The organism is Pseudonocardia alni, from assembly GCF_002813375.1.
GTDB classification, from domain to species: domain Bacteria; phylum Actinomycetota; class Actinomycetes; order Mycobacteriales; family Pseudonocardiaceae; genus Pseudonocardia; species Pseudonocardia alni.
Genome location: NZ_PHUJ01000003.1, coordinates 5,073,340 through 5,094,646, shown reverse-complemented (window position 1 = coordinate 5,094,646; position 21,307 = coordinate 5,073,340). Strand labels below are relative to the sequence as shown.

Annotated in this window: 21 protein-coding genes; 10 read left to right on the top strand and 11 right to left on the bottom strand. The window is 74.6% G+C overall.

The window, feature by feature from the left end:
* Positions 1 to 3 precede the first annotated feature (3 nt).
* The 9 genes from era to hrcA all read right to left on the bottom strand — a co-directional run bounded on the left by era (position 4) and on the right by hrcA (position 9,597).
* Positions 4 to 906, bottom strand: coding sequence for a GTPase Era (era, locus tag ATL51_RS25055; protein ID WP_100880117.1), 903 nt, complete (start codon positions 904 to 906; stop codon positions 4 to 6).
* Positions 903 to 2,135, bottom strand: coding sequence for an L-2-hydroxyglutarate oxidase (lhgO, locus tag ATL51_RS25050; RefSeq protein ID WP_073577992.1), 1,233 nt, complete (start codon positions 2,133 to 2,135; stop codon positions 903 to 905). The genes era and lhgO overlap by 4 nt, the downstream gene beginning before the upstream one ends.
* A gap of 114 nt (positions 2,136 to 2,249) precedes the next feature.
* A complete protein-coding gene (locus ATL51_RS25045; RefSeq protein ID WP_100880116.1) occupies positions 2,250 to 3,674 on the bottom strand; it encodes a hemolysin family protein in 1,425 nt (474 codons plus the stop codon).
* 37 nt (positions 3,675 to 3,711) lie between these two features.
* A complete protein-coding gene (gene ybeY / locus ATL51_RS25040) occupies positions 3,712 to 4,257 on the bottom strand; it encodes an rRNA maturation RNase YbeY (RefSeq protein WP_100880115.1) in 546 nt (181 codons plus the stop codon).
* A 91-nt stretch (positions 4,258 to 4,348) separates the two neighbouring features.
* Positions 4,349 to 5,413, bottom strand: a complete 1,065-nt coding sequence (locus ATL51_RS25035; protein WP_301549277.1) for a PhoH family protein — start codon at positions 5,411 to 5,413, stop codon at positions 4,349 to 4,351.
* 131 nt (positions 5,414 to 5,544) lie between these two features.
* The gene (locus tag ATL51_RS25030; protein ID WP_253067070.1) at positions 5,545 to 6,441 is read right to left on the bottom strand and encodes an alpha/beta hydrolase family protein; all 897 of its coding nucleotides are present in this window, start codon (positions 6,439 to 6,441) and stop codon (positions 5,545 to 5,547) included.
* A 161-nt stretch (positions 6,442 to 6,602) separates the two neighbouring features.
* Positions 6,603 to 7,358 carry a 16S rRNA (uracil(1498)-N(3))-methyltransferase gene (locus tag ATL51_RS25020; RefSeq protein WP_100880113.1) on the bottom strand — a complete coding sequence of 252 codons (756 nt, stop codon included), beginning with the start codon at positions 7,356 to 7,358 and terminating at the stop codon, positions 6,603 to 6,605.
* Between the two features lie 4 nt (positions 7,359 to 7,362).
* Complete coding sequence (gene dnaJ, locus ATL51_RS25015; RefSeq protein WP_073577997.1) at positions 7,363 to 8,532, bottom strand: molecular chaperone DnaJ; 1,170 nt, start codon at positions 8,530 to 8,532, stop codon at positions 7,363 to 7,365.
* Between the two features lie 45 nt (positions 8,533 to 8,577).
* Entirely contained in the window at positions 8,578 to 9,597 is a 1,020-nt protein-coding gene (gene hrcA / locus ATL51_RS25010; RefSeq protein WP_062401498.1) for a heat-inducible transcriptional repressor HrcA, read from the bottom strand.
* Between the two features lie 92 nt (positions 9,598 to 9,689).
* Here hrcA and ATL51_RS25005 point away from each other — a divergent pair, with 92 nt between their 5' ends.
* The 3 genes from ATL51_RS25005 to ATL51_RS24995 are packed head-to-tail and all read left to right on the top strand — an operon-like array spanning position 9,690 to position 12,630.
* Positions 9,690 to 10,829: a hypothetical protein gene (locus ATL51_RS25005; RefSeq protein WP_157818515.1), complete on the top strand. Its 1,140-nt coding sequence runs from the start codon at positions 9,690 to 9,692 to the stop codon at positions 10,827 to 10,829.
* Positions 10,826 to 11,776, top strand: a complete 951-nt coding sequence (locus tag ATL51_RS25000; RefSeq protein WP_301549180.1) for an ABC transporter ATP-binding protein — start codon at positions 10,826 to 10,828, stop codon at positions 11,774 to 11,776. Before ATL51_RS25005 ends, ATL51_RS25000 begins: the two co-directional genes overlap by 4 nt.
* Positions 11,773 to 12,630 (top strand): ABC transporter permease, encoded by an 858-nt coding sequence (locus ATL51_RS24995; RefSeq protein ID WP_062401494.1) that lies wholly within the window; start codon positions 11,773 to 11,775, stop codon positions 12,628 to 12,630. Before ATL51_RS25000 ends, ATL51_RS24995 begins: the two co-directional genes overlap by 4 nt.
* A 22-nt stretch (positions 12,631 to 12,652) precedes the next feature.
* Here ATL51_RS24995 and ATL51_RS24990 read toward each other — a convergent pair whose 3' ends face one another.
* Positions 12,653 to 13,438 carry a lipase family protein gene (locus tag ATL51_RS24990; protein WP_100880111.1) on the bottom strand — a complete coding sequence of 262 codons (786 nt, stop codon included), beginning with the start codon at positions 13,436 to 13,438 and terminating at the stop codon, positions 12,653 to 12,655.
* The gene (gene hemW / locus ATL51_RS24985) at positions 13,435 to 14,643 is read right to left on the bottom strand and encodes a radical SAM family heme chaperone HemW (RefSeq protein ID WP_100880931.1); all 1,209 of its coding nucleotides are present in this window, start codon (positions 14,641 to 14,643) and stop codon (positions 13,435 to 13,437) included. Before hemW ends, ATL51_RS24990 begins: the two co-directional genes overlap by 4 nt.
* A 434-nt stretch (positions 14,644 to 15,077) precedes the next feature.
* Between hemW and ATL51_RS24980 the strand changes: the two genes are divergently transcribed.
* The 7 genes from ATL51_RS24980 (at position 15,078) to ATL51_RS24955 (ending at position 21,286) form a co-directional block, all read left to right on the top strand.
* Positions 15,078 to 16,745, top strand: a complete 1,668-nt coding sequence (locus ATL51_RS24980) for a nitrite/sulfite reductase (protein WP_073578000.1) — start codon at positions 15,078 to 15,080, stop codon at positions 16,743 to 16,745.
* Positions 16,742 to 16,918: an Insertion element protein gene (locus ATL51_RS24975; RefSeq protein WP_073578001.1), complete on the top strand. Its 177-nt coding sequence runs from the start codon at positions 16,742 to 16,744 to the stop codon at positions 16,916 to 16,918. Before ATL51_RS24980 ends, ATL51_RS24975 begins: the two co-directional genes overlap by 4 nt.
* Entirely contained in the window at positions 16,915 to 17,619 is a 705-nt protein-coding gene (locus ATL51_RS24970; RefSeq protein WP_073578002.1) for a phosphoadenylyl-sulfate reductase, read from the top strand. The genes ATL51_RS24975 and ATL51_RS24970 overlap by 4 nt, the downstream gene beginning before the upstream one ends.
* Entirely contained in the window at positions 17,616 to 18,554 is a 939-nt protein-coding gene (gene cysD / locus ATL51_RS24965) for a sulfate adenylyltransferase subunit CysD (RefSeq protein WP_073578003.1), read from the top strand. Before ATL51_RS24970 ends, cysD begins: the two co-directional genes overlap by 4 nt.
* Positions 18,554 to 19,891 carry a sulfate adenylyltransferase subunit 1 gene (locus ATL51_RS24960; protein ID WP_100880110.1) on the top strand — a complete coding sequence of 446 codons (1,338 nt, stop codon included), beginning with the start codon at positions 18,554 to 18,556 and terminating at the stop codon, positions 19,889 to 19,891. The genes cysD and ATL51_RS24960 overlap by 1 nt, the downstream gene beginning before the upstream one ends.
* A 243-nt stretch (positions 19,892 to 20,134) precedes the next feature.
* Entirely contained in the window at positions 20,135 to 20,287 is a 153-nt protein-coding gene (locus tag ATL51_RS28465; RefSeq protein WP_157818514.1) for a hypothetical protein, read from the top strand.
* 96 nt (positions 20,288 to 20,383) lie between these two features.
* Complete coding sequence (locus ATL51_RS24955) at positions 20,384 to 21,286, top strand: sulfite exporter TauE/SafE family protein (RefSeq protein WP_073578005.1); 903 nt, start codon at positions 20,384 to 20,386, stop codon at positions 21,284 to 21,286.
* Positions 21,287 to 21,307 lie beyond the last annotated feature (21 nt).

Below are 21,307 nucleotides of genomic sequence, written 5' to 3'. Positions count from 1 at the left end.
TGCTCAGAACCCCAGCTTGCGCAGCTGCTTCGGGTCCCGCTGCCAGTCCTCGGCGATCTTCACGTGCAGGTCGAGGTGCACCCGGGTGCCCAGCAGCTTCTCGATCTGGCGACGGGCGTCGCTGCCGACCTGCTTGAGCCGGGCACCGCCCTTGCCGATCACGATGCCCTTCTGGCTGGACCGCTCGACGTAGATGATCGCGTAGATCTCCAGGAGGTCCTTCTTCTCGATCGTCTCCTCGACGACGACGGCGATCGAGTGCGGCAGTTCGTCGCGCACACCCTCCAGCGCCGCCTCCCGCACGAGCTCGGCGACGAGCACGTCGGTCGGCTCGTCGGTGAGGTCGCCGTCCGGGTAGAGCTGCGGGCCCTCCGGCAGCAACCCGACCAGCAGGTCCGAGAGCAGCGACACCTGGAAACCCGACCGCGCCGAGGTCGGCACGACCTCGGTGAACTCCATCAGGGCCGACACCTCGGTGAGCCGCTCGGCGACCTGCTCGGGGCGGGCGGTGTCGGTCTTGGTGACGACGGCGACCACCGGGGTGTGCGCGGCGATCCGCCGCAGCTCCTCGGCGATGAACCGGTCGCCCTTGCCGACCTTCTCGTCGGCGGGCACGCAGAACCCGACGACGTCGACCTCGGACCAGGTCTCGCGCACCAGGTCGTTGAGCCGCGACCCGAGCAGGGTCCGCGGGCGGTGCAGCCCCGGGGTGTCGACCAGGACGATCTGGGCGTCCGGGCGGTGCACGATCCCGCGGATCGCGTGCCGGGTGGTCTGCGGGCGCGAGGAGGTGATCGCGATCTTCTCCCTGACCAGCGCGTTGGTCAGCGTCGACTTGCCGGCGTTGGGCCTGCCGACGAAGCAGGCGAACCCGGACCGGAAGCCCTCGGGCTGTGCGCCGGTCACGCCGCACCCAGCCGGTCGAGGATCTCGCGGCCGATCGGCAGGGCCGCCGTCGCCGCCGGGGACGGTGCGTTCAGCACGTGCAGGATCGAGCCGGGGCGGCCCGCGCCGTCCGGACCGGCCTGGTCGAGGAACAGGAAGTCGTCGACCAGGGTGCCGTCGGCCTTCACCGCCTGGGCCCGCACCCCGGCGCCGGCCGGGTGCAGGTCGGCGGCGGTGACGTCGGGCAGCATCCGCTGGATCTGGCGGACCATCGCCCGCGTCGACAGCGAGCGGCGGACCTCGCCGATGCCGTAGCGCCAGTGCGTGCGCGCCACCTTGACCATGCCGGGATAGGTCAGCGTGCCCAGCAGCTCCTTCGGTCTGATCGTGCGCCAGTCGTAGCCCTCACGGGCCATCGCGAGCACGGCGTTCGGGCCGGCGTGGACGGTGCCGTCGATGCCGCGGGTGGCGTGCACCCCGAGGAACGGGAACGCCGGGTCGGGCACCGGGTAGATCAGGCCGCGGACCAGCGAGGCGGCCCGCTCGGAGAAGCCGGAGTACTCGCCGCGGAACGGCACGATCCGCACCCCGGGGTCGGCACCGGCCAGGCGGGCGAGCTCGTCGCAGCGCAGGCCGCCACAGACGACCGCGCGGGTGCCGAGCAGGTCACCGCGGGTGGTGCGCACGACGACGTCGGACGGGCGGCGGGCGAACCCGGTGACGGTGCGGCCCAGGTGGACCTCGCCGCCGTTCTTCTCCACCAGCTCGCCGAGCTTCTCCGCAACCAGCCGGTAGTCGGTGATGCCGGTCGAGGGCACCCACAGCGCGGCGAGACCGCGGACGTCGGGCTCGTAGGTGCGGATGCCGTGCTCGTCGAGGCGGTGGTTCTCCACGCCGTTGGCGGCGCCGCGGCGGGCCAGCTCGTCGAGCCGGGGCAGCTCCTCGGGCTCGGTCGCGACGACGAGCTTGCCGCACACCTGGTGCGGCAGGTCGTGCTCGCGGCAGAACGCGATGGTCTCGGCACACCCGGCGACGGCCAGACGTGCCTTGTAGCCGCCCGGCGCGTAGTACAGCCCGGAGTGCACGACGTTGGAGTTGTTGCCGGTCTGGTGGTTCGCCAGGCGCTGCTCACGCTCGACGACGGCGACGCTGAGCCCGTTGCGGGTGGCGGCGTACGCGGTGGCCAGGCCGACGATCCCACCGCCGACGACGACCAGGTCGTAGCGCGGTGTCGCGGGCAGCCCGGTCACCGGGCACGCTCCGCGGGGAAGGTCGTGCGGGCAGCCATCAGGTCCTCCTCGCGTCCCGCCCGTGGCGGGACGGTCACGTCCGTCGGTCGCTCCCCGTGGCCGGGGGCGGCCAGGTCAGTGCCGGTCGGCGCCGGCGTGCTCGGTGGGGTCGCCGGCGACGTGGTCGGGCACGTCGGACTCCCGGGCGTCCCCGCGCGGCTCGTCGTGGCCGGTGTCCTCGGTCTCGGCCGGCTCCAGCGGGCTGACCAGCACCGAGGTGATGCGGACACGGCCGCGGGCGTCCTTGCCGCCCTCTCCCTGCAGCCGCAGCAGGCCGTCCAGCTCGGCGGTGGCGCCGGGCAGCGGCACCTTGCCCAGCCGTTGGGCGAGCAGCCCGCCGACGGTGTCGACGTCGGCGTTCTCCAGCGCCTCGTGCAGCTCGTCCTCGCGCGGGGTGCCGCGGAACCGGCCGGCGAACAGCTCCTCGAGGTCCTCGGCGGGCAGCCGGGCGGAGACCCGGAAGGCGCCGTCGGAGGCCTCGGCGACCTCGGGCACCTCCTCGGTGTCGTACTCGTCGGTGATCTCGCCGACGATCTCCTCCAGGATGTCCTCGATCGTCACCACGCCCGCGGTGCCGCCGTACTCGTCGACGACGACGGCCATGTGGTTGCGGGTGCGCTGCATCTCGCGCATGAGGTCGTCGCTGCGCTTGGAGTCCGGCACGAAGGCCGCGGGGCGCAGGATGTCGAGCAGCGGGACCTCACGCTCTCCGCGCCGGGCCTCCTCGCGGGCCCGGACCAGGTCCTTGAGGTAGGCGATGCCGATGACGTCGTCCACGCCCTCGCCGAGCACCGGGATGCGTGAGTAGCCGCTCTTGAGCGCCAGGCGCAGTACCTTCTCCACCGGGGTGTCGCGCTCGGTCCAGATGAGGTCCGGCCGCGGCACCATGATGTCGCGGACCGGGGTCTCCCCCAGCTCGAACACCGAGTGGATCATCTTGCGCTCGCCCTCGTCGACCACGCCGCGGTTGCTGGCCATGTCGACGAGCTCGCGCAGCTCCACCTCGGTGGAGAACGGGCCGTCGCGGAAACCGGGGCCCGGGGTGATCGCGTTGCCCAGCAGGATCAGCAGCTTCGCCAGCGGGGACAGCACGACGCCGATCGCGCGGATCGGGCCCGCGAGCAGCAGCCCGATCCGGTAGGGGTGCTGGCGGCCCAGCGTCCGCGGGCCGACCCCGATCAGGACGTAGCTGGCGAGCACCATGAGAACGCCGGTGAGCAGCAGCCCGATCCAGGTGGCGGAGAACAGCGGCGCGAGCGCGACGGCCAGCAGGATGATCGCGACCGTCTCGCAGGTGACCCGCAGCAGCATCAGCAGGTTGACGTGCCGCGGCCGGTCCGCGACGACGGCGGCGAGCGCCTTCGCGCCGGCGCGGCCGGCGCGCACCACGGCGTCCACCCGGGCGCGCGAGATCGACATGAGGGCCGAGTCCGCGGCGGCGAACACCCCGGCCAGCAGCACGAGCAGGACCGTCGCGACGATCAGCCAGACGGTGGTCACTTCTGCTCCTCGGAGAACGTGGTCGTGGGTCTTCCGGTCACCGGCCGGACTCGTCCTCGAAGCCGGCGGCACCGAGCAGGCGGTCGTCGCTGCGCTTCTGGGCGTCCCGGGCGCGCTCGCGGGCCCGGTCGGACCGCCAGCGGACCAGCAGCCGGTTCTGCAGTGCGAACATCTCGCGCTCGTCCTCGGGTTCGAGGTGGTCGTACCCCAGCAGGTGCAGGATGCCGTGCACGGTCAGCAGGTGCAGCTCGTCGGCCAGGGTGTGCCCGGCCTTGCGCGCCTGGTCCCGGGCGAAGGCCGGGCAGAGCACGACGTCGCCGAGCAGGGCCGGACCCAGGTCCGGCGCATCGGGGCGCCGGGTGTCCTCGACGAGGGAGTCCATGGGGAACGCCATGACGTCGGTGGGGCCCGGCTCGTCCATCCAGCGGACGTGCAGCTCCTCCATCGCGTCCAGCCCGACGGCGGTGATCGCCAGCTCGGCGGACGGGCTCACCTTCATCGCGTCCAGCGCGTACCGGGCCACCGACACGATCTGCGCCTCGTCGACCGTGATCCCGGACTCGTTGACGACCTCGATGCTCACGCCGCCGCTGCCCTGCCCCTGCTCGCCGATACGGATGTAGGGGGCAGCCTAGACGGCCGTACCGACGGTCCCGGTGCCACCCGCCCCCCGGTCACCGCCGCCGGTCGGGACGCCGCGCCGGGCCGTTGCGGGGTGCGCCGTGGCCGACGGCCGCCGTGCGGTGCTCGGACGCGTCGAACCGGGCGTAGGCGTCGACGATGTCGGACACCAGGCGGTGCCGGACCACGTCGGCGCTCTCGAGCCGGGAGAAGTGCACGTCGTCGACGCCGTCGAGGATGTCCTGCACGACGGCCAGGCCGGACCGGGCGTTGCCCGGGAGGTCGACCTGGGTGATGTCGCCGGTCACCACGATCCGCGAACCGAAGCCGAGCCGGGTGAGGAACATCTTCATCTGCTCGGGCGTGGTGTTCTGCGCCTCGTCGAGGATGATGAACGCGTCGTTCAGGGTCCGGCCCCGCATGTAGGCCAGCGGCGCGACCTCGATCGTCCCGGCGGCCATCAGCTTCGGGATGGACTCGGGGTCGATCATGTCGTGCAGCGCGTCGTAGAGCGGGCGCAGGTAGGGGTCGATCTTCTCGAACAGCGTGCCGGGCAGGTAGCCCAGCCGCTCCCCCGCCTCGACCGCGGGCCGGGTCAGGATGATCCGGTTGACCTGCTTGGCCTGCAGCGCCTGCACGGCCTTGGCCATCGCCAGGTACGTCTTGCCGGTACCGGCCGGACCGATGCCGAAGACGATGGTGAAGGCGTCGATGGCATCGACGTAGCGCTTCTGGTTGAGCGTCTTGGGGCGGATGGTCTTCCCGCGCCGGGACAGGATGTCCAGGCTCAGCACCTCGGCCGGGGACTCGCCCAGGCGCTCGTCGGCGGTGTTCTCCGCCGAGAGCATCTGCACGGTGCGGCGCACGTCGTCCGCACCGACCAGCTGGCCGCGCTCGGCCAGGGTGATCAGCTCGGCGAACACCCGCTCGGCGAACGCGACGTCGCCCGGGTCCCCGGACAGGGTCAGCTCGTTACCGCGGACGTGGACGTCGGCGGTCAGCTCCTCCTCGGCCGCGCGCAGGCTGTCGTCGCGGGAGCCGAGCAGGGACAGGACCGCGGTGTCCGGCACGGCCATCCTCGACCGGACGGTCCCGCCCGGTGCCGCGGTGGACCGCAGGTCGGTCCGGGGGGTGGAGCCGGGTTCGGTGCCGGTCAAGAGTGTGTTCGCCTGCCTCGTACGTCGGGTCGCCGGACTGCGCCGATCGTACCGGTCGGACCGCCGACGGCACCCGCGGATTCTCCCGCGGATCAGGCGGGGGCGCTCAGCCGTTCCACGGCCTGCAGCGCGGCGGCCCAGCCGGGGTGGGCGACGTCGATGAGCTGCAGGTGGTTCGCGCCCTCGACCCGCACGAGCTCCGACCGGTCACCGGCGGCCGTCGCGGCGGCGACGAAGTCCTCGCTCTGGGAGAGCGGGACCACCTCGTCGGCGGTGCCGTGCACGCACACCGACGGCACCCCGAGCGGGACGGCCTCCAGCGGACTGGTCGCCCGGAAGCGGGCCGGGTCGGCGCCCGGGGTCGCCGCGACGAGGTCGGCGACGGCGCCGTCGCCGAGCAGCATCCCGCCGGCCAGGTCGAGCACCCCGGCCAGCGAGACCACCCCGGCCGGGCGGACCACGGGCGTCGCGCCCGGGTCGCCGGGGGCGAGCGTCGCGCGCATCGCCAGCCAGCCCGCGAGGTGCCCGCCCGCCGAGTGCCCGAGCACGACGAGCCGGCGCAGGTCGAGCCGGGTGGAGCGCAGGGTGGCGAGGTGGTCGGCGGCCATCGCGACGTCGTCGAAGGTGGAGGGCCAGCCACCGCCGGCGCCCACCTTCCGGTACTCGATGTTCCAGACCGCGAAGTCCGCCGCGACCAGCGCGTCGACGACCGGACGCATGATCGTGAGGTCGGTGCCTGCCCGCCAGAACCCGCCGTGCACGACGATCACGGTGCCGCGGGGCAGGTCCCGGCTCGCCGGGAAGGTCAGCTCGCCGAACTGGTCGGGCTGGCCGCCGTAGGCCATCCGCTCGGTCCGCGGGGCGGTCTCGTCGCGCGGGGGCCGCCGCGGGGCCGCGGGGGCGTCGTTGCCGCAGGCGCCGAGCAGTGGAGTGGCGGCGAGGCCTGCCAGCAGCGTGCGGCGTCCGATCCGGGGAGCGTGGTCACTCACGCGGCGGATGATGACACCCGCGCCCGGTCCCCGACGACCGGTTCGCCGGATCGTGACCGGCGTCCGCGTCCCTCCCCGCCCTGCTCCCAGGGTCACCCTCGTAGCGCTCTAAGCCCCGAAAGTGACACTGGGGGCGCCCTGGGACGGGTCGGCGAGGGGGCTCAGCGGGCCCAGCGGCCGGTGCGCACGGCGAGCGCACCGAGCGCGACGCAGGCCGCGGTGGAGGCCCGCAGCACCTCCGGCCCCATCCGGACCGGGACGGCGCCGGCCTCGGCGAGGCGGTCGAGCTCGGCGTCGTCGACGCCGCCCTCCGGTCCGACGGCGAGCAGCACCTCCCCCGCCGCGGGCAGCGCGACCGAGGCGAGGTCCTCGCCCGCGGACTCGTGCAGCACCAGCGCGGAGTCGGCGGCACCGACACGGGCGGCGAGCTGCGCGGTGGTCACCGGGCCCGCGACGTCGGGCTGCCACGGGCGGCGGGCCTGCTTGGCGGCCTCGCGGACGGTGGACCGCCAGCGTTCGAGGGCCTTCGCGCCGCGCGGGCCGTCGTCCCAGCGGGTGACGCAGCGGGCCGCCTTCCAGGGGACGAACCCGTCGGCGCCGGCCTCGGTGGCGGTCTCCACGGCGAGCTCGCCGCGGTCGCCCTTGACCAGCGCCTGCGCGACGACGACGCGGACCGCGGGTGCAGCCACCCGGGTCACCTCGTGCAGCCGCACGGTCAGCGCGCCCCGCCCGGCGACGTCGACGACCTCGGCGCGGGCGAGCCCGCCCCGGCCGTCGGACAGCACCAGCGCCTCGCCGGGGCGCAGCCGTCGCACGGTCGCGGCGTGGCGTCCCTCCGGGCCGTCGAGCACCGTGTCGGAACCCGGGCCCGGGAGGGAGCCGACGTCGTCGACCAGGAACAGCGGCGCCGTCGTCACCGGGTCAGCGTCCGGTCCAGCTGTCGCGCAGCTTGGAGAACAGGCCGTGCCCGTTGCGGGAGCCGCCGATCAGGTCCGGCTGCTCCTCACCGCGCAGCTCGGCGAGCCGGCGCAGCAGGTCGGTCTGCTCCTTGTCCAGCCGGGTCGGCACCGCCACCTCGACGTGCACGAGGAGGTCGCCGTGGCCGTCGATCCGCCCGGTGGAGCGCAGCCGGGGCATGCCCTTGCCGCGCAGCGTGCGGACCGTGCCGTGCTGGGTGCCCGCCTCGACGTCGATCTCGGCGACCGAGCCGTCGAGCAGCGGCAACGGCAACGTGGTGCCGAGCGCGGCCGCGGTCATCGGCAGCGGGAGCGTGCAGTGCAGATCGGCGCCGTCGCGGGTGAACAGCTCGTGCGGCGCCTCCTCCACCTCGACGTAGAGGTCACCGGCGGGACCGCCGCCGGAGCCGACCTCGCCCTGGCCGGACAGGCGCACCCGCATGCCCTCGGCGACGCCCGCCGGGATCTTGACGGCGACGGTGCGGCGCGACCGGACCCGGCCGTCGCCCGCGCACTGGCGGCAGGGGTCGGGGATGACCTCGCCGAACCCGCGGCAGGTCGGGCAGGGCCGTGCGGTGACGACCTGCCCGAGGAACGAGCGCTGCACGCTCTGGATCTCCCCGGAGCCGCCGCAGGTGTCGCAGGCGGTGGGGTGGGTCCCCTCGGCGCAGCCGGAGCCCTGGCACTGGGTGCACAGGACGGCGGTGTCGACGGCGAGGTCGCGCTGCACACCGGCGGCGCAGTCCTCCAGCGTCAGCTCCATCCGGATCAGCGCGTCGGCGCCGGGCTGGACCCGGCTGCGCGGGCCGCGCCCGCGTCCGCCGCCGGCGGTGCCGCCGAAGAACGCGTCCATGATGTCGCTGAACCCGCCGAACCCGGCGAACGGGTCGCCACCGCCACCACCCCCGCCGCCGCGGGCGTCGAGGGGGTCGCCGCCGAGGTCGACGACCCGGCGCTTCTCGGGGTCGGTCAGCACCTCGTAGGCGGCGCTGACCTCCCGGAACCGTTCCTGTGCTGCGGGGTCGGGGTTGACGTCCGGGTGCAGCTCACGGGCGAGCTTGCGGTACGCCCGCTTGATCTCCGAGGCGTCGGCGCCGCGCTCGACGCCCAGGATCCCGTAGTAGTCGCGTGCCACCTGGCTCTTTTCCTCTGGGAAGTACGTACAACAACGATGAAAGGTCTACCGACCGGTCAGGATCTCACCCACGTACCGGGCGACCGCATGCACCGCCGAGATCGTGCCCGGGTAGTCCATCCGGGTCGGTCCGACGACGCCCATCCCGCCCAGCGGGGTACCCGATCCGTACCCCACCGTGACCACGGACGCGGTGCGCAGGTCCTCGGCCTCGTTCTCCTCGCCGATCCGGACCGTGACCAGGCCGGAGTCCTGCGAGGCCGCGAGCAGCCGCATGACCACGACCTGCTCCTCCAATGCCTCCAGGACCTGACGGAGCGAGCCGGGGAAGTCGGTGTGGCTGCGGGTCAGGTTCGCCGTGCCGCCCAGCACCATCCGCTCCTCGGGGTGCTCGACGAGTGTCTCGATGAGCACCGTCGCGAGGTGCAGCAGCGGGGTGCGCAGGTCCTCCGGCGCGGTGTCGGGCAGCTCGGCGACGGCCGCGGAGGCCTCGGCCAGCTTGCGGCCGTTCAGCGCGTTGCCGAGCATCTCGCGCAGCCGGGCGACGTCGGCGTCGGCGAGCACGTCGCCCAGGTCGACGACGCGCTGGTCGACCCGGCCGGAGTCGGTGATCAGCACCAGCATCAGCCGGGCCGGGGTCAGCTGCACGACCTCGAGGTGGCGGACCGTGGAACGGGTGAGCGTCGGGTACTGCACGACGGCGACCTGGCGGGTCAGTTGCGCGAGCAGCCGCACCGAGCGGCGCAGCACGTCGTCGAGATCGACGGCGCCGTCCAGGAACGTCTGCACGGCCCGCTTCTCGGCCGACGACAGCGGCTTGACCTGCGAGATCCGGTCGACGAACTGCCGGTAGCCCTTGTCGGTCGGGATCCGGCCCGCGCTGGTGTGCGGCTGCGCGATCAGGCCGTCCTCCTCGAGGACGGCCATGTCGTTGCGCACCGTCGCGCTCGACACCCCGAGGTTGTGCCGGTCGACGATGGCCTTCGAGCCCACGGGCTCCTGCGTCGAGACGTAGTCGGCCACGATGGCCCGCAGCACGGCGAACCGCCGCTCGTCGGCGTTCATCTCCTCGCACCTCCCCCGCTGTGCCCCGTCCATCCTAGGCGCCCTCGTGGCCGCGCGGCCGGGGCACGCGGCGTGGCACGGTGGGTGGGGTGATGTCCGCACGCCGCTTCGGCCGGCGCTCCCTGCTCGTCGGTGCCGGTGCCGTCGCCCTGGTCGCGGTGGGTACGACCGACCGCTGGCTCCCCGTCGGCGACGTCGCCGGGACCCCGGACCCGGCCGCGCTGCGGGCCCGGATGCTGGCGGGTGTCGTCCCCCACTCCGGCCTGGCGACGGCGACCGGCCGGCTCGGGCTGCCCACCGTCGCGCCGATCGGGTCCGCGGCCCGGCTGCTGTCCACGACCACCCGGATCCGCGTCCAGGTCGCCGACGCGGGCCGCTGGCGGGTCGACGAACTGACGCCGGTCGGCGAGGTCGACACCTACCGCGACGGACAGGTCGAGCGGATCTGGGACTACGGCGCGAACCGGCTGACCACGGTCTCCCCGCTCGCCCCGGTGCGTTTCCCGCGGGCCTCGGACCTCGCCCCGGCCGACCTGGCCCGCCGGCTGCTCGGCGCGACCCCCGACGACCCGGTGACGGCGCTGCCGGCACGGCGGGTGGCCGGGCGGGCCGCGGCCGGGCTGCGGGTGACCCCGGCCGACCCGGACAGCCTGGCCGGGCGGATCGACGTGTGGTCGGTCCCCGTCGGCGACGGCGCCCTCCCGGTCGCGGTCGAGATCGCCGCCCGGGACGGCGCGGGCCCGCTCCTGGAGACGGCGTTCGAGGCGGTGGACACCGCCGCGCCGCGGGCCGCGGCGCTGGTCCCGGCGCCGTCGTCGTCGGCGGAGCGGGTGCGGGCCCGTCCCGACGACCTGACCGGCTCGCTGCGCGGGGCCGGCGCGGTGCCCCCGCCGGACCGGCTCGCCGGCCGGGACCGGGTTGAGCTGCCGGTGTCCGGGGACGTCCCGGCCGCCGAGCTGCTGCCCGGGGTCGGTGTCTACGGCACCGGGGTCGGCCGGTTCGTGCTGGTCCCGGCCGGGCCGGAGGTCGTCGACGGGATCGTGCGCGGCTCGGCCGCCGCGGGCGGGGTGGACGTGGCCGGCCTGCCCGGCGGCTCGGCCGCCCGGGTGGCGACGCCGCTGCTCAGCCTCGTCGTCGCCCGTCGGCGACGGCGCGGGGTGCTGCTGGCCGGGACGGTGCGGCCCGGTGTCCTGGAGTCCGCCGCCGTCGAGCTGATGGGGACCCGCCGGTGAACGACCCGGTGGTCGCGACGCACGCCCTGACCAAGCGGTTCGGCCGCGTCACCGCCGTCGACGGCGTCGACCTGGCGGTGCCCGCCGGCTCCCGGTTCGGACTGCTGGGCCCGAACGGCTCCGGCAAGACGACGCTGGTGCGGATGCTGCTCGGGCTGGTGCACGCCACCTCGGGGTCGATCGAGGTGCTGGGCTCGCCGATGCCGCGGGCCGCCCGCACGGTGCTGCCGCGGGTCGGTGCGCTGGTCGAGTCCCCTGCCGCCTGGCCGGGGCTGTCGGGCCGGGCGAACCTGGCCCTGCTCGACGCGGCGGGCTCGGTGGGCGGCCCGCTGCACCGGCCCGCCGACCGGCGACGACGCGTGCAGGAGGCCCTGGAGCAGGTCGGCCTGGGCGGGGTCGACCGCCGCCCGGTGCGGGCCTACTCGCTGGGGATGCGCCAGCGCCTGGGCATCGCCTCGGCGCTGCTGCGCGCCCCGGCACTGCTGCTGCTCGACGAACCGACCAACGGCCTGGACCCGCGGGGCATCGGCGAGATGCGCACCCTGCTGACCGCGCTGAACGAACGGGGCACGACCGTGGTGCTGTCCAGCCACCTGCTCTCCGAGGTGGAGACGCTGTGCACCCGGGTCGGGGTGATGGACGCCGGGCACCTCGTGCTCACCCAGGACCTCGACGAGCTGCGGGCACCGACCGGCCGGGTCGTCGTCCGCACCCCGGCCCCGGCGGCCGCGGCGCGGGCGCTCGGCCGGGCGCTGGAGTCCGCCGACGGCGACCGGCTCGTGGTCCGCGCCGTCGACCCCGCCGGCCTCAACGCGCACCTGGTGCGGGCCGGGGTGCCGGTGGCGTCGCTGGAACCGGAGCGCCGCACCCTGGAACAGGTGGTGCTGGAACGCACCGGTGACGGCTCGGACCGGGTGGCGACGGCCGGGCGGGCGGTGGCGCGGTGATCCTCGTCGAGCTGGCGCTGCTGCTGCGCCGCACCCGGGTGTGGCTGTGCTGGCTGCTGCTGTGCGCGCTGCCGGCGCTCGTCGCGGTGGTCGTGTCGGCCACCGGGATCCTCCCGCCGCCCGGGCAGGGGCCCGCGTTCCTGTCCGCGGTCGCGACGAACGGGCAGATCTTCCCGGCGTTCGCGCTGGCGCTGGTGCTGCCGATCCTGCTGCCGATCACCGTGGCGGTGGTCGCCGGGGACACCGTCGCCGGGGAGGCCGCCGCGGGGACCCTGCGCTACCTGCTGATCCGGCCGGTCGGACGGCTGCGGCTGCTGGTGGCGAAACTGGTGTCGGTGGCGTTCTTCGTGGTCACCGCGGTGACGCTGGTGGTGCTGACGTCCTACGCGGTGGGGATCGCGGTGTTCGGCACCGGCACCACCACCGCCACCGGTGGTCTCACCCTGCCCCCGGTCGACGCCGGGCCCGGCTCGGTCGCGTCGCTGTCCGGGACGGTGATCGAACCGGTGGACCTGGCGACCCGGACCGGGCTGACCGTGGCCTACCTGGCGCTGTGCATGCTCACCCTGGGCGCGCTGGGGATCTTCTTCTCCACCCTGACCGACTCACCGCTGGCGGCGGCGCTGGCGGTGCTCGCGGTCGTGGTGACCAGCGCGTCGCTGCAGGCCCTCGACGCCTCGGCCGCCTTCGTCGACTTCCTGCCGACGGCGCACTGGCTGGCCTGGATCGACCTCTACCGCGACCCGGTCCTCTACGACGCCGCCCGCACCGGGGCGTGGGTGCAGGCGGGCTGGGTCGCCGTCGCCGTCGGGGCGGCGTGGGCGAACCTGGCGACCAAGGACATCGCGAGCTGAGTGCCCGCCGCGCCGGACCGCCTCAGCCCGCGGCGCGCAGGGTGCCGCAGGCGGCCGGGGCCTCGTCGATCGGTGCGGTGGACAGGGCACGGACGACCAGGCCGATCACGGCGTCGTCGGCGGGCAGGCCGCCGTGGCCCACGGTCGAGCCCGGGCACAGCTGCTGCAGCTCCACGTTGACCGCGCCGTCGAGGCGGGCCGAGGTCGGCGGGGTGACGACCTGGTCACGGTCGGTCCACACCGACAGCCAGGGCACCGCCGTCCCGGCCCCGGCGAGCTCGCCCAGCAGTGCCGACCCCGGGGCGAGCTGACGGCACGCCTGCGGGCACGCCTCCGGGGACACGGCCGCGGCGGAGCCGGCCACCGTCGTCCCGGCCAGCGGGGAGCCGATCGACACGATCCGCCGGGCCCGGGCCGGGCCGTCGTCGCGGATCGCCCAGAGCCCCGCGACGACGCCGCCCGCGGAGTAGCCGACGACGTCGACCGACGGCGCCCCGGCGTCGGTGGCGACGGTGACCGCGCGGTCCAGCACCGCCACCTGCCGGTCGAGGTCGCCGGTGCCGTCGCCGTCGAGGGCCAGGACGCGCGCGTCGCGGCCCTGGGCGCGCAGGGCCCCGGCGAGGACCTCCAGGCCGGTGCGGTCGCCGCCGTAGCCGGGGACGAGCAGGACCGGGCCCGGCCGGTCCTGGGCGACGGGCCCGCCGGCGCCGCGGGGCCCCTCGGGCAGGGCCGTGACGACCGCGGCCACCACGCCCAGCGCGACCAGCAGTGCGGCGACGACCAGCAGCGCCCGGCGGCGCGGGCTCACCGGGCCCCCGCCGGGGTGCCGGCCGCCGCGATGTCGTCGGCGATCAGCAGGTCGGTGACGACCCGGTCGGCCAGCAGCCGTCCGCGGTCGGTCAGCACCGCACGGCCCGCGGCGTGCGCCGCCGGGTCCAGCAGCCCCTCGGCGACGGCGCGGGCGGCGGCCGCGCGACCGCCGTCGTGCAGCAGGGTCAGGGCCATGCCCTCGGCGAGGCGCAGCCGCAGCATGACCCGCTCGGTGTGCCGCTCGTCCGCGGTGAGCTCCTCGCGACCGCCCTCGGGGGTCTCCCCCGCGGCGAGCGCGCCCGCCCAGCGCGCCGGGTGCTTGACGTTCCACCAGCGCGTCCCGGCCAGGTGGGAGTGGGCGCCGGGGCCGATCCCCCACCAGTCGCCGTCGCGCCAGTAGCCCAGGTTGTGCCGGCACTCGGCGCCGGGCAGCGACCAGTTCGACACCTCGTACCAGGACAGCCCGGCGTCGCGCAGCCGCGCGTCGAGCAGCTCGTAGCGGGTGGCGGCGACGTCGTCGTCGGGGGCGGGCAGCTCCCCGCGGCGGACCCGGCGGGCCAGGGCGGTGCCGTCCTCGACGATCAGCGCGTAGGCCGAGACGTGGTCCACCCCCGCGTCGAGGACGGCGTCGGCGGAGGCGCGCAGGTCGTCGTCGGTCTCGCCGGGGGTGGCGTAGATCAGGTCCAGGTTGACGTGACCGAACCCGGCGGCCCGGGCCTCCCGGGCGGCGGCGACGGCGCGCCCCGGGGTGTGCGTGCGGTCCAGTACGGCGAGCACGTGCGGGGCGGCGGACTGCATGCCCAGCGAGATGCGGGTGAACCCGCCGGCCCGGAGCCGGTCGAAGAACTCCGGTGAGACCGACTCGGGGTTGGACTCGGTGGTGACCTCGGCGTCGTCGGCGAATGGGAGGTGCTCGCGGGCCGCGTCGAGCACCGCGACGAGCCGGTCGGCGCCGATCAGCGACGGGGTGCCGCCGCCGACGAACACCGTCTCCACGGTGCGGTCCCCCACCGTGCGGGCGGCGAGCGCGATCTCGGCGCGGGCGGCGGCGAGCCAGCCGTCCGGGGACGCGGCGTCGCCCGCGAGCTCGGAGGCGGTGTAGGTGTTGAAGTCGCAGTAGCCGCAGCGGGTCGCGCAGAACGGCACGTGGACGTAGAGCCCGAAGGCCGGCGGCACGGAGGTCACGTCCGGCGAGTGTGCCACCGCCGGGCCGGTCGGTGCCGGGCGCACCTCGGGCCCGGACCGCTCCCCGACAGGTCCGGGGCGCACGGGGCGGGCCGGTCGCGACGGGGTGGCATCCGGGGGCCCCGCGGTGGACGACGGGTTCCACCGGGCCCGTGACCCGGGGATTCCGGGTGAACCGGACACCGCGCGGCGAACGTCCGGACCTATCCGCCCCTCCCTCCCAGGATGCGAACATCACTTTGTGGCAGGTCCGGACACCGTGGCACCCTGTGTCCGTGCCCGCACTCCGTCTCCGCCTCGTGGCGCGTCGCCACGTGGATCTGAACCGGACTCGTAGCGCGCTCTGTCGTCGTCGCTGATCCGACGGCCCCTCCCGAACCGCCCCGGGCCGCTCCGTGCCCTGTCCCGGGCCGGGGTGTGCCCGGTTCGCCCGACATCGGAGCACCCACCACATGGCGCCCTCGAAGACCGCACCCCGCCGCCCGAAGGGGCAGGGGCAGTGGAAGCTCGGCCACCGCGAACCGCTGAACCCCAACGAGCGCAGCAAGCGCGACGACAATCCGCTGAACGTGCGCGCGCGGATCGAGAACGTCTACGCCCGGCGCGGTTTCGACTCGATCGACCCCGCCGACCTGCGCGGACGGTTCCGCTGGATGGGGCTCTACACCCAGCGCAGGCCCGGGATCGACGGCGGCCGCACCGCGGCGCTGGAGCCCGAGGAGCTCGACGACGAGTACTTCATGATGCGCGTGCGCCTCGACGGCGGGTCGGTGGACGTCGCGCAGCTGCGTGCGCTCGGTGAGGTCTCGCAGCGCTACGGCCGCGACACCGCCGACGTCACCGACCGGGAGAACATCCAGTACCACTGGATCCGCGTCGAGGACGTCCCGGCGATCTGGAAGCTGATCGAGCCGCTGGGCATGCAGACCACCGAGGCCTGCGGTGACTGCCCCCGTGTGGTCATGGGGTCCCCCGTCGCCGGAGTCTCCGCCGACGAGGTGGTCGACCCGACCCCGGCCATCGACGAGATCGTGCGCCGCTTCATCGGCGACCGCGAGCTGTCGAACCTGCCGCGCAAGTTCAAGTCCGCGATCTCCTGGCAGCAGGACGTCGCACACGAGATCAACGACATCTCCTTCGTCGGCGTCGAGCACCCCGAGCACGGCCCCGGCTTCGACCTGTGGGTCGGCGGCGGGCTGTCGACCAACCCGCGGATCGCCGAACGGCTCGGCGCCTGGGTCCCGCTCGCCGAGGTCCCCGACGTGTGGCACGGCGTCGTCCAGGTGTTCCGCGACTACGGCTACCGCCGCCTGCGCCACCGCGCCCGCATCAAGTTCCTCATCGCCGACTGGGGCCCGGAGAAGTTCCGCCAGATCCTGGAGGACGAGTACCTGGGCCGGAAGCTCGTCGACGGCCCCGCCCCGGCGGTCCCCGAGCGGCCCATCGACCACGTCGGCGTCCACAAGCAGAAGGACGGCCGCAACTACGTCGGCGTCGCCCCGCCGTCGGGCCGCGTGTCGGGCACGACGCTGCTCGCCGTCGCCGACGCCGCCGAGCGCGCCGGGTCGGATCGCATCCGGTTCACCCCGTACCAGAAGATCGTCGTGCTGGACGTGGCCGACGACAGGCTCGACGGGCTGATCGAGGACCTGAACCGGCTCGGCCTGCCGGCCCGGCCCTCGACCTGGCGCCGCTCGACGATGGCCTGCACCGGCATCGAGTTCTGCAAGCTCGCGATCGTCGAGACCAAGGAGCGGGCGATCCGGCTGGTGGAGGACCTGGAGAAGCGCCTCGCCGACGTCGTCCCGGACGTGCCGATCTCGCTGCACCTCAACGGCTGCCCGAACGCCTGCGCCCGCACCCAGGTCGCCGACATCGGCCTCAAGGGCCAGATCGTCACCGACGCGGGGGGCAACCAGGTCGAGGGCTTCCAGGTGCACCTGGGCGGCGGGCTGGGGCTGGACTCCGGATTCGGCCGCAAGCTGCGCGGGCTCAAGGTCACCAGCGCCGAGCTGGGCGAGTACGTCGAGCGCGTGGTGCGCCGCTTCGCCGAGCAGCGCGACGGCGACGAGCGGTTCGCCCAGTGGGTCCTGCGGGCCGACGAGGAGGACCTGAAGTGAGCGGGCGCGTCACGCCGTTCCACTGCCCGTACTGCGGCGAGGAGGACCTGCGCCCGGCCGAGCGGTCCGAGAGGGTCCCCGGCGCCGCCTGGTGGTGCGCCGGCTGCCTGCGCACCTTCGTCGTGACCTTCGTGGGGATCGGCGTCCCCGAGACCTCGGGAGCGGAATCATGAGTGTTGCCCTGGAGACCGACCTGCGCGCCACCGCCGAGCGCGGTGCCGCCGAGCTGGGCCCGGACGCGACCGCCGAGCAGCTGCTCGACTGGGCCGCGGAGACCTTCGGCGACCGGCTGATCGTCGCCTCCAACATGCAGGACGCCGTGCTGGTCGACCTGGCCCAGCGGGCCCGGCCGGACATCGACGTGCTGTTCCTGGAGACCGGCTACCACTTCGCGGAGACCATCGGCACCCGCGACGCGGTCGACGCCGTCTACCCGCAGCTGCGCATCGTGGACGCGCAGGCGGACCAGACGGTCGCCGAGCAGGACGCCGAGTACGGCAAGGACCTGTTCGCCCGCGAGCCGGACCGCTGCTGCGCGCTGCGCAAGGTCGTCCCGCTGGAGCGGACGCTGTCCGGCTACGACGCCTGGGTCACCGGTGTCCGCCGCGTCGAGGCCCCGACCCGGGCGAACACGCCGCTGGTCACCTACGACGAGAAATTCGGCCTCGTCAAGATCAATCCGATCGCCGCGTGGTCCGACGACGACATGGACGCCTACATCGCCGAGCACGGGATCCTGGTGAACCCGCTGGTCGACGCCGGCTACCCGAGCATCGGCTGCGCGCCCTGCACCGCGAAGCCGAAGCCCGGCGAGGACCCCCGCTCCGGCCGCTGGGCCGGACGTGCCAAGACCGAGTGCGGGCTGCACGCATGACGACCGTGGAGGAGACCCCCGTGACCGCCGCCGTCACGACCCCGGCGCTGGACGCCCTCGACGCACTGGAGTCCGAGGCGATCCACGTGTTCCGCGAGGTCGCCGGCGAGTTCGACCGCCCGGTGATCCTGTTCTCCGGCGGCAAGGACTCGACGCTGCTGGTGCACCTGGCCATCAAGGCGTTCGCGCCGGCCACGGTGCCCTTCGGCCTGCTGCACGTCGACACCGGGCACAACTACCCGGAGGTCATCGAGTTCCGGGACCGGATCGCCGCGCAGTACGGGCTCCGCCTGGAGGTCGCCCGCGTCGAGGACTACCTCGCCGACGGGCGGCTCGTCGAGCGCGCCGACGGCACCCGCAACCCGCTGCAGACCCAGCCGCTGCTCGACGCGATCGCCGAGCACCGCTTCGACGCCGTGTTCGGCGGCGGCCGCCGCGACGAGGAACGCGCCCGGGCCAAGGAGCGGATCATGAGCCTGCGCGACGCGTTCGGCCGCTGGGACCCGCGCAAGCAGCGCCCGGAGCTGTGGAACCTCTACAACGGACGGCACGCCGCCGGTGAGCACGTCCGCGTCTTCCCCATCTCCAACTGGACCGAGCTCGACGTCTGGCGCTACATCCGGCGCGAGGGAATCGAGCTGCCGTCGATCTACTACGCCCACGAGCGCGAGGTCTTCCAGCGCGACGGCATGTGGCTCGCCGAGGGCCCCTGGGGCGGAGCGCGCGACGGCGAGCAGCTGGAGCGCAGGTCCATCCGCTACCGCACGGTGGGCGACGGCTCGTGCACCGGCGCGGTCGAGTCCACCGCCACCACCCTCGACGAGGTCATCGCCGAGGTCACCGCGTCGCGGCTCACCGAGCGCGGCGCGACCCGGGCCGACGACCGGCTGTCCGAGGCCGCGATGGAGGACCGGAAGAAGGAGGGCTACTTCTGATGACGGGCACTGCCGACACCACCTCCCGGTCCCTGCTGCGCTTCGCCACGGCGGGCTCCGTCGACGACGGCAAGTCCACCCTGGTCGGGCGCCTGCTCTACGACACCAAGTCGGTGCTGGCCGACCAGATCGAGGCCGTCGAGCGCGCCTCGGTCGACAAGGGGATGTCGACGCCGGACCTGTCGCTGCTCGTCGACGGCCTGCGCGCCGAGCGCGAGCAGGGCATCACCATCGACGTCGCCTACCGCTACTTCGGCACGCCGACCCGGGAATTCGTCCTCGCCGACACCCCGGGCCACGTCCAGTACACCCGCAACACCGTCACCGGCGCGTCCACCGCCGAGCTGGCGGTGCTGCTGGTCGACGCCCGCAACGGCGTGGTCTCCCAGACCCGCCGGCACGCCGCGGTGCTGTCGCTGCTGCGCGTCCCGCGCCTGGTCCTGGCGATCAACAAGATCGACCTGATCGAGTACGACCAGGCGAAGATCGCCGACATCGAGCGCGAGTTCACCGAGCTGACCCGCTCGCTGGGCTTCACCGACGACGCCGTCCAGGTCATCCCGGTGTCCGCGCTGGTCGGGGACAACGTGGCGTTCCGCAGCGGGAACACGTCCTGGTACACCGGGCCGACGCTGCTGGAGCACCTGGAGTCGGTCCCGGTCGACGGCCCCGACGCCGACGCCCCGTTCCGGATGCCGGTCCAGTACGTGATCCGCCCCAGGAACGGTGCCGAGTCTCGCTCCGCTGACGCTTCGCTCGGTGACCTGCACGACTACCGCGGCTACGCCGGCCAGGTCGCCTCCGGCACCGTCCGTCCGGGCGACGAGGTCGTCGTCCTGCCCGAGGGGCACCGCACCACCGTCTCCGAGGTCCGGACCGCCGACGGCCCGCTGGCCGCCGCCGGGGCGGGCCTGAGCGTGACGGTGCTGCTCGCCGACGACATCGACGCCCCCCGCGGCGCCCTGCTCGCGGCCGCGTCCGACGTCCCGGAGGTCACCTCCGAGATCGATGCGACGCTGTGCTGGCTGGCCGAGAAGCCGCTGCTCCCGGGCGCGCGGCTGCTGCTCAAGCACGGCACCCGCACCACCCAGGTGATCGTCGGGACGCTGGGGTCGCGGCTGGACACCGAGAGGGTGTCCTACGCCGCCGCCCCGGAGAAGCTGGAGATCAACGACATCGGTCGGGTGTCGCTGCGCGTCGCCGACCCGCTGCCGGTCGACTCCTACGCCCGGGTCCGCACCACCGGCGGGTTCCTGCTGATCGACCCGCCGACGGGCAACACGCTCGCCGCCGGTCTGGTGGGCGACCCGCTCGCGGCGGTGCCGGCCGCCGGCTGACCGCTCCGCGCCGTCCACGGCCCCCGCACCCGCTCCGGGTGCGGGGGCCGTGTCGTGCCGGGCGGGGTGCCCGGGCCGGGCGGTCGTGGCCCGGGTCACCCGGACGCGCCGACGAGGCACCCGCCGCGGCGCGTCCCCGCAGCTCAGCGCCCCGCGGCGGCCACGTGTCCGGACAGGTTTCCCGTCGTCCCGACCAGCGGACGACGACTTGTCGACCCCCTCGATCCGTTCCACCATGGTCGGGTGACCACGACCGCCGCCCCCGCCGACCGGACCCTCGCGTCCGGCCGCGCGCAGTCGGACCCGGCGGTCTCCTGGCACCTCGTCGCGCACCTCGAGCGGTTCTGGCCGTCGCGCCGGCTCGACGCGTTCGACGAGTTCTGTCGCCGGGGTTGAGGCACCTCCCCCGACCGACCTCCCACCACGTACCGCGGACCCCTCGCACGGGTCACGGACGCTCCCGCACGCCCGGCGTGCGCAGGAAGCAGGATCATGTTCGACCCCTCGCTCGCGCTCGCCGGCCTGCTCGTCGGCTTCCTCGTCGGCCTCACCGGAATGGGCGGCGGTGCGCTCCTGACCCCGTTGCTCGTCCTGGTGTTCAAGGTCAACCCGCTCACCGCGATCTCCTCGGACCTGCTGACCTCGCTGGTGATGAAGCCGGTCGGCGCCGCGGTGCACGCCCGGCGGCGCACCGTGCACTGGCGGCTCACCGGGTGGCTGGTGCTCGGCGCCGTCCCCGCCGGGTTCGCCGGCGCGGTGGTCATCGGGATGATCGGGAAGGGCGTCGGCGTCGAGGACCGGCTCAAGGTGTTCATCGGGATCGCGCTGGTCGCCTCGGTGCTGACCACGCTGTTCCGGCAGGTCATGGACCGGCGCGGCAGCCGCAACGCCGTCGACGTCGACGCGCCGGTGGACGTCCGTCCGCTGCGGACGGTGCTGATCGGCGTCGTCGGCGGGCTGGCGGTCGGGATGACCTCGGTCGGCGCCGGGTCGCTGATCATCGCGATGCTGCTGCTCGCCTACCCGCAGCTGCACCCGTCGCGGCTGGTCGGCACCGACATCGTGCAGGCGATCCCGCTGGTCGCCGCCGCGACGGTCGGGCACCTGTTCTTCGGCGACGTCCAGTTCGGCCTCGCCGCGGCGCTGCTCGTCGGCGCCCTGCCCGGCGTGTGGTTCGGCGCGCGGCTGTCCTCCGGGGGCACCGGCCGGCTCATCAAGCCGGTCGTGACCGCGGTGCTGCTCGCCTCGGCGCTCGCGCTGCTCGGCGTCCCCGGCCCGTGGGTGCTGGTGGCGACGGCGATCGCGCTCGTCGTGACCGTGGCCCTGCTGCCGCGCCGCCGCCCGGTCGTCGCCGAGCCGGAGCGGGTCCCCGAGCCGGTCGGCGCCCGCGACTGACACCGACCGGGTCCGGCTCCC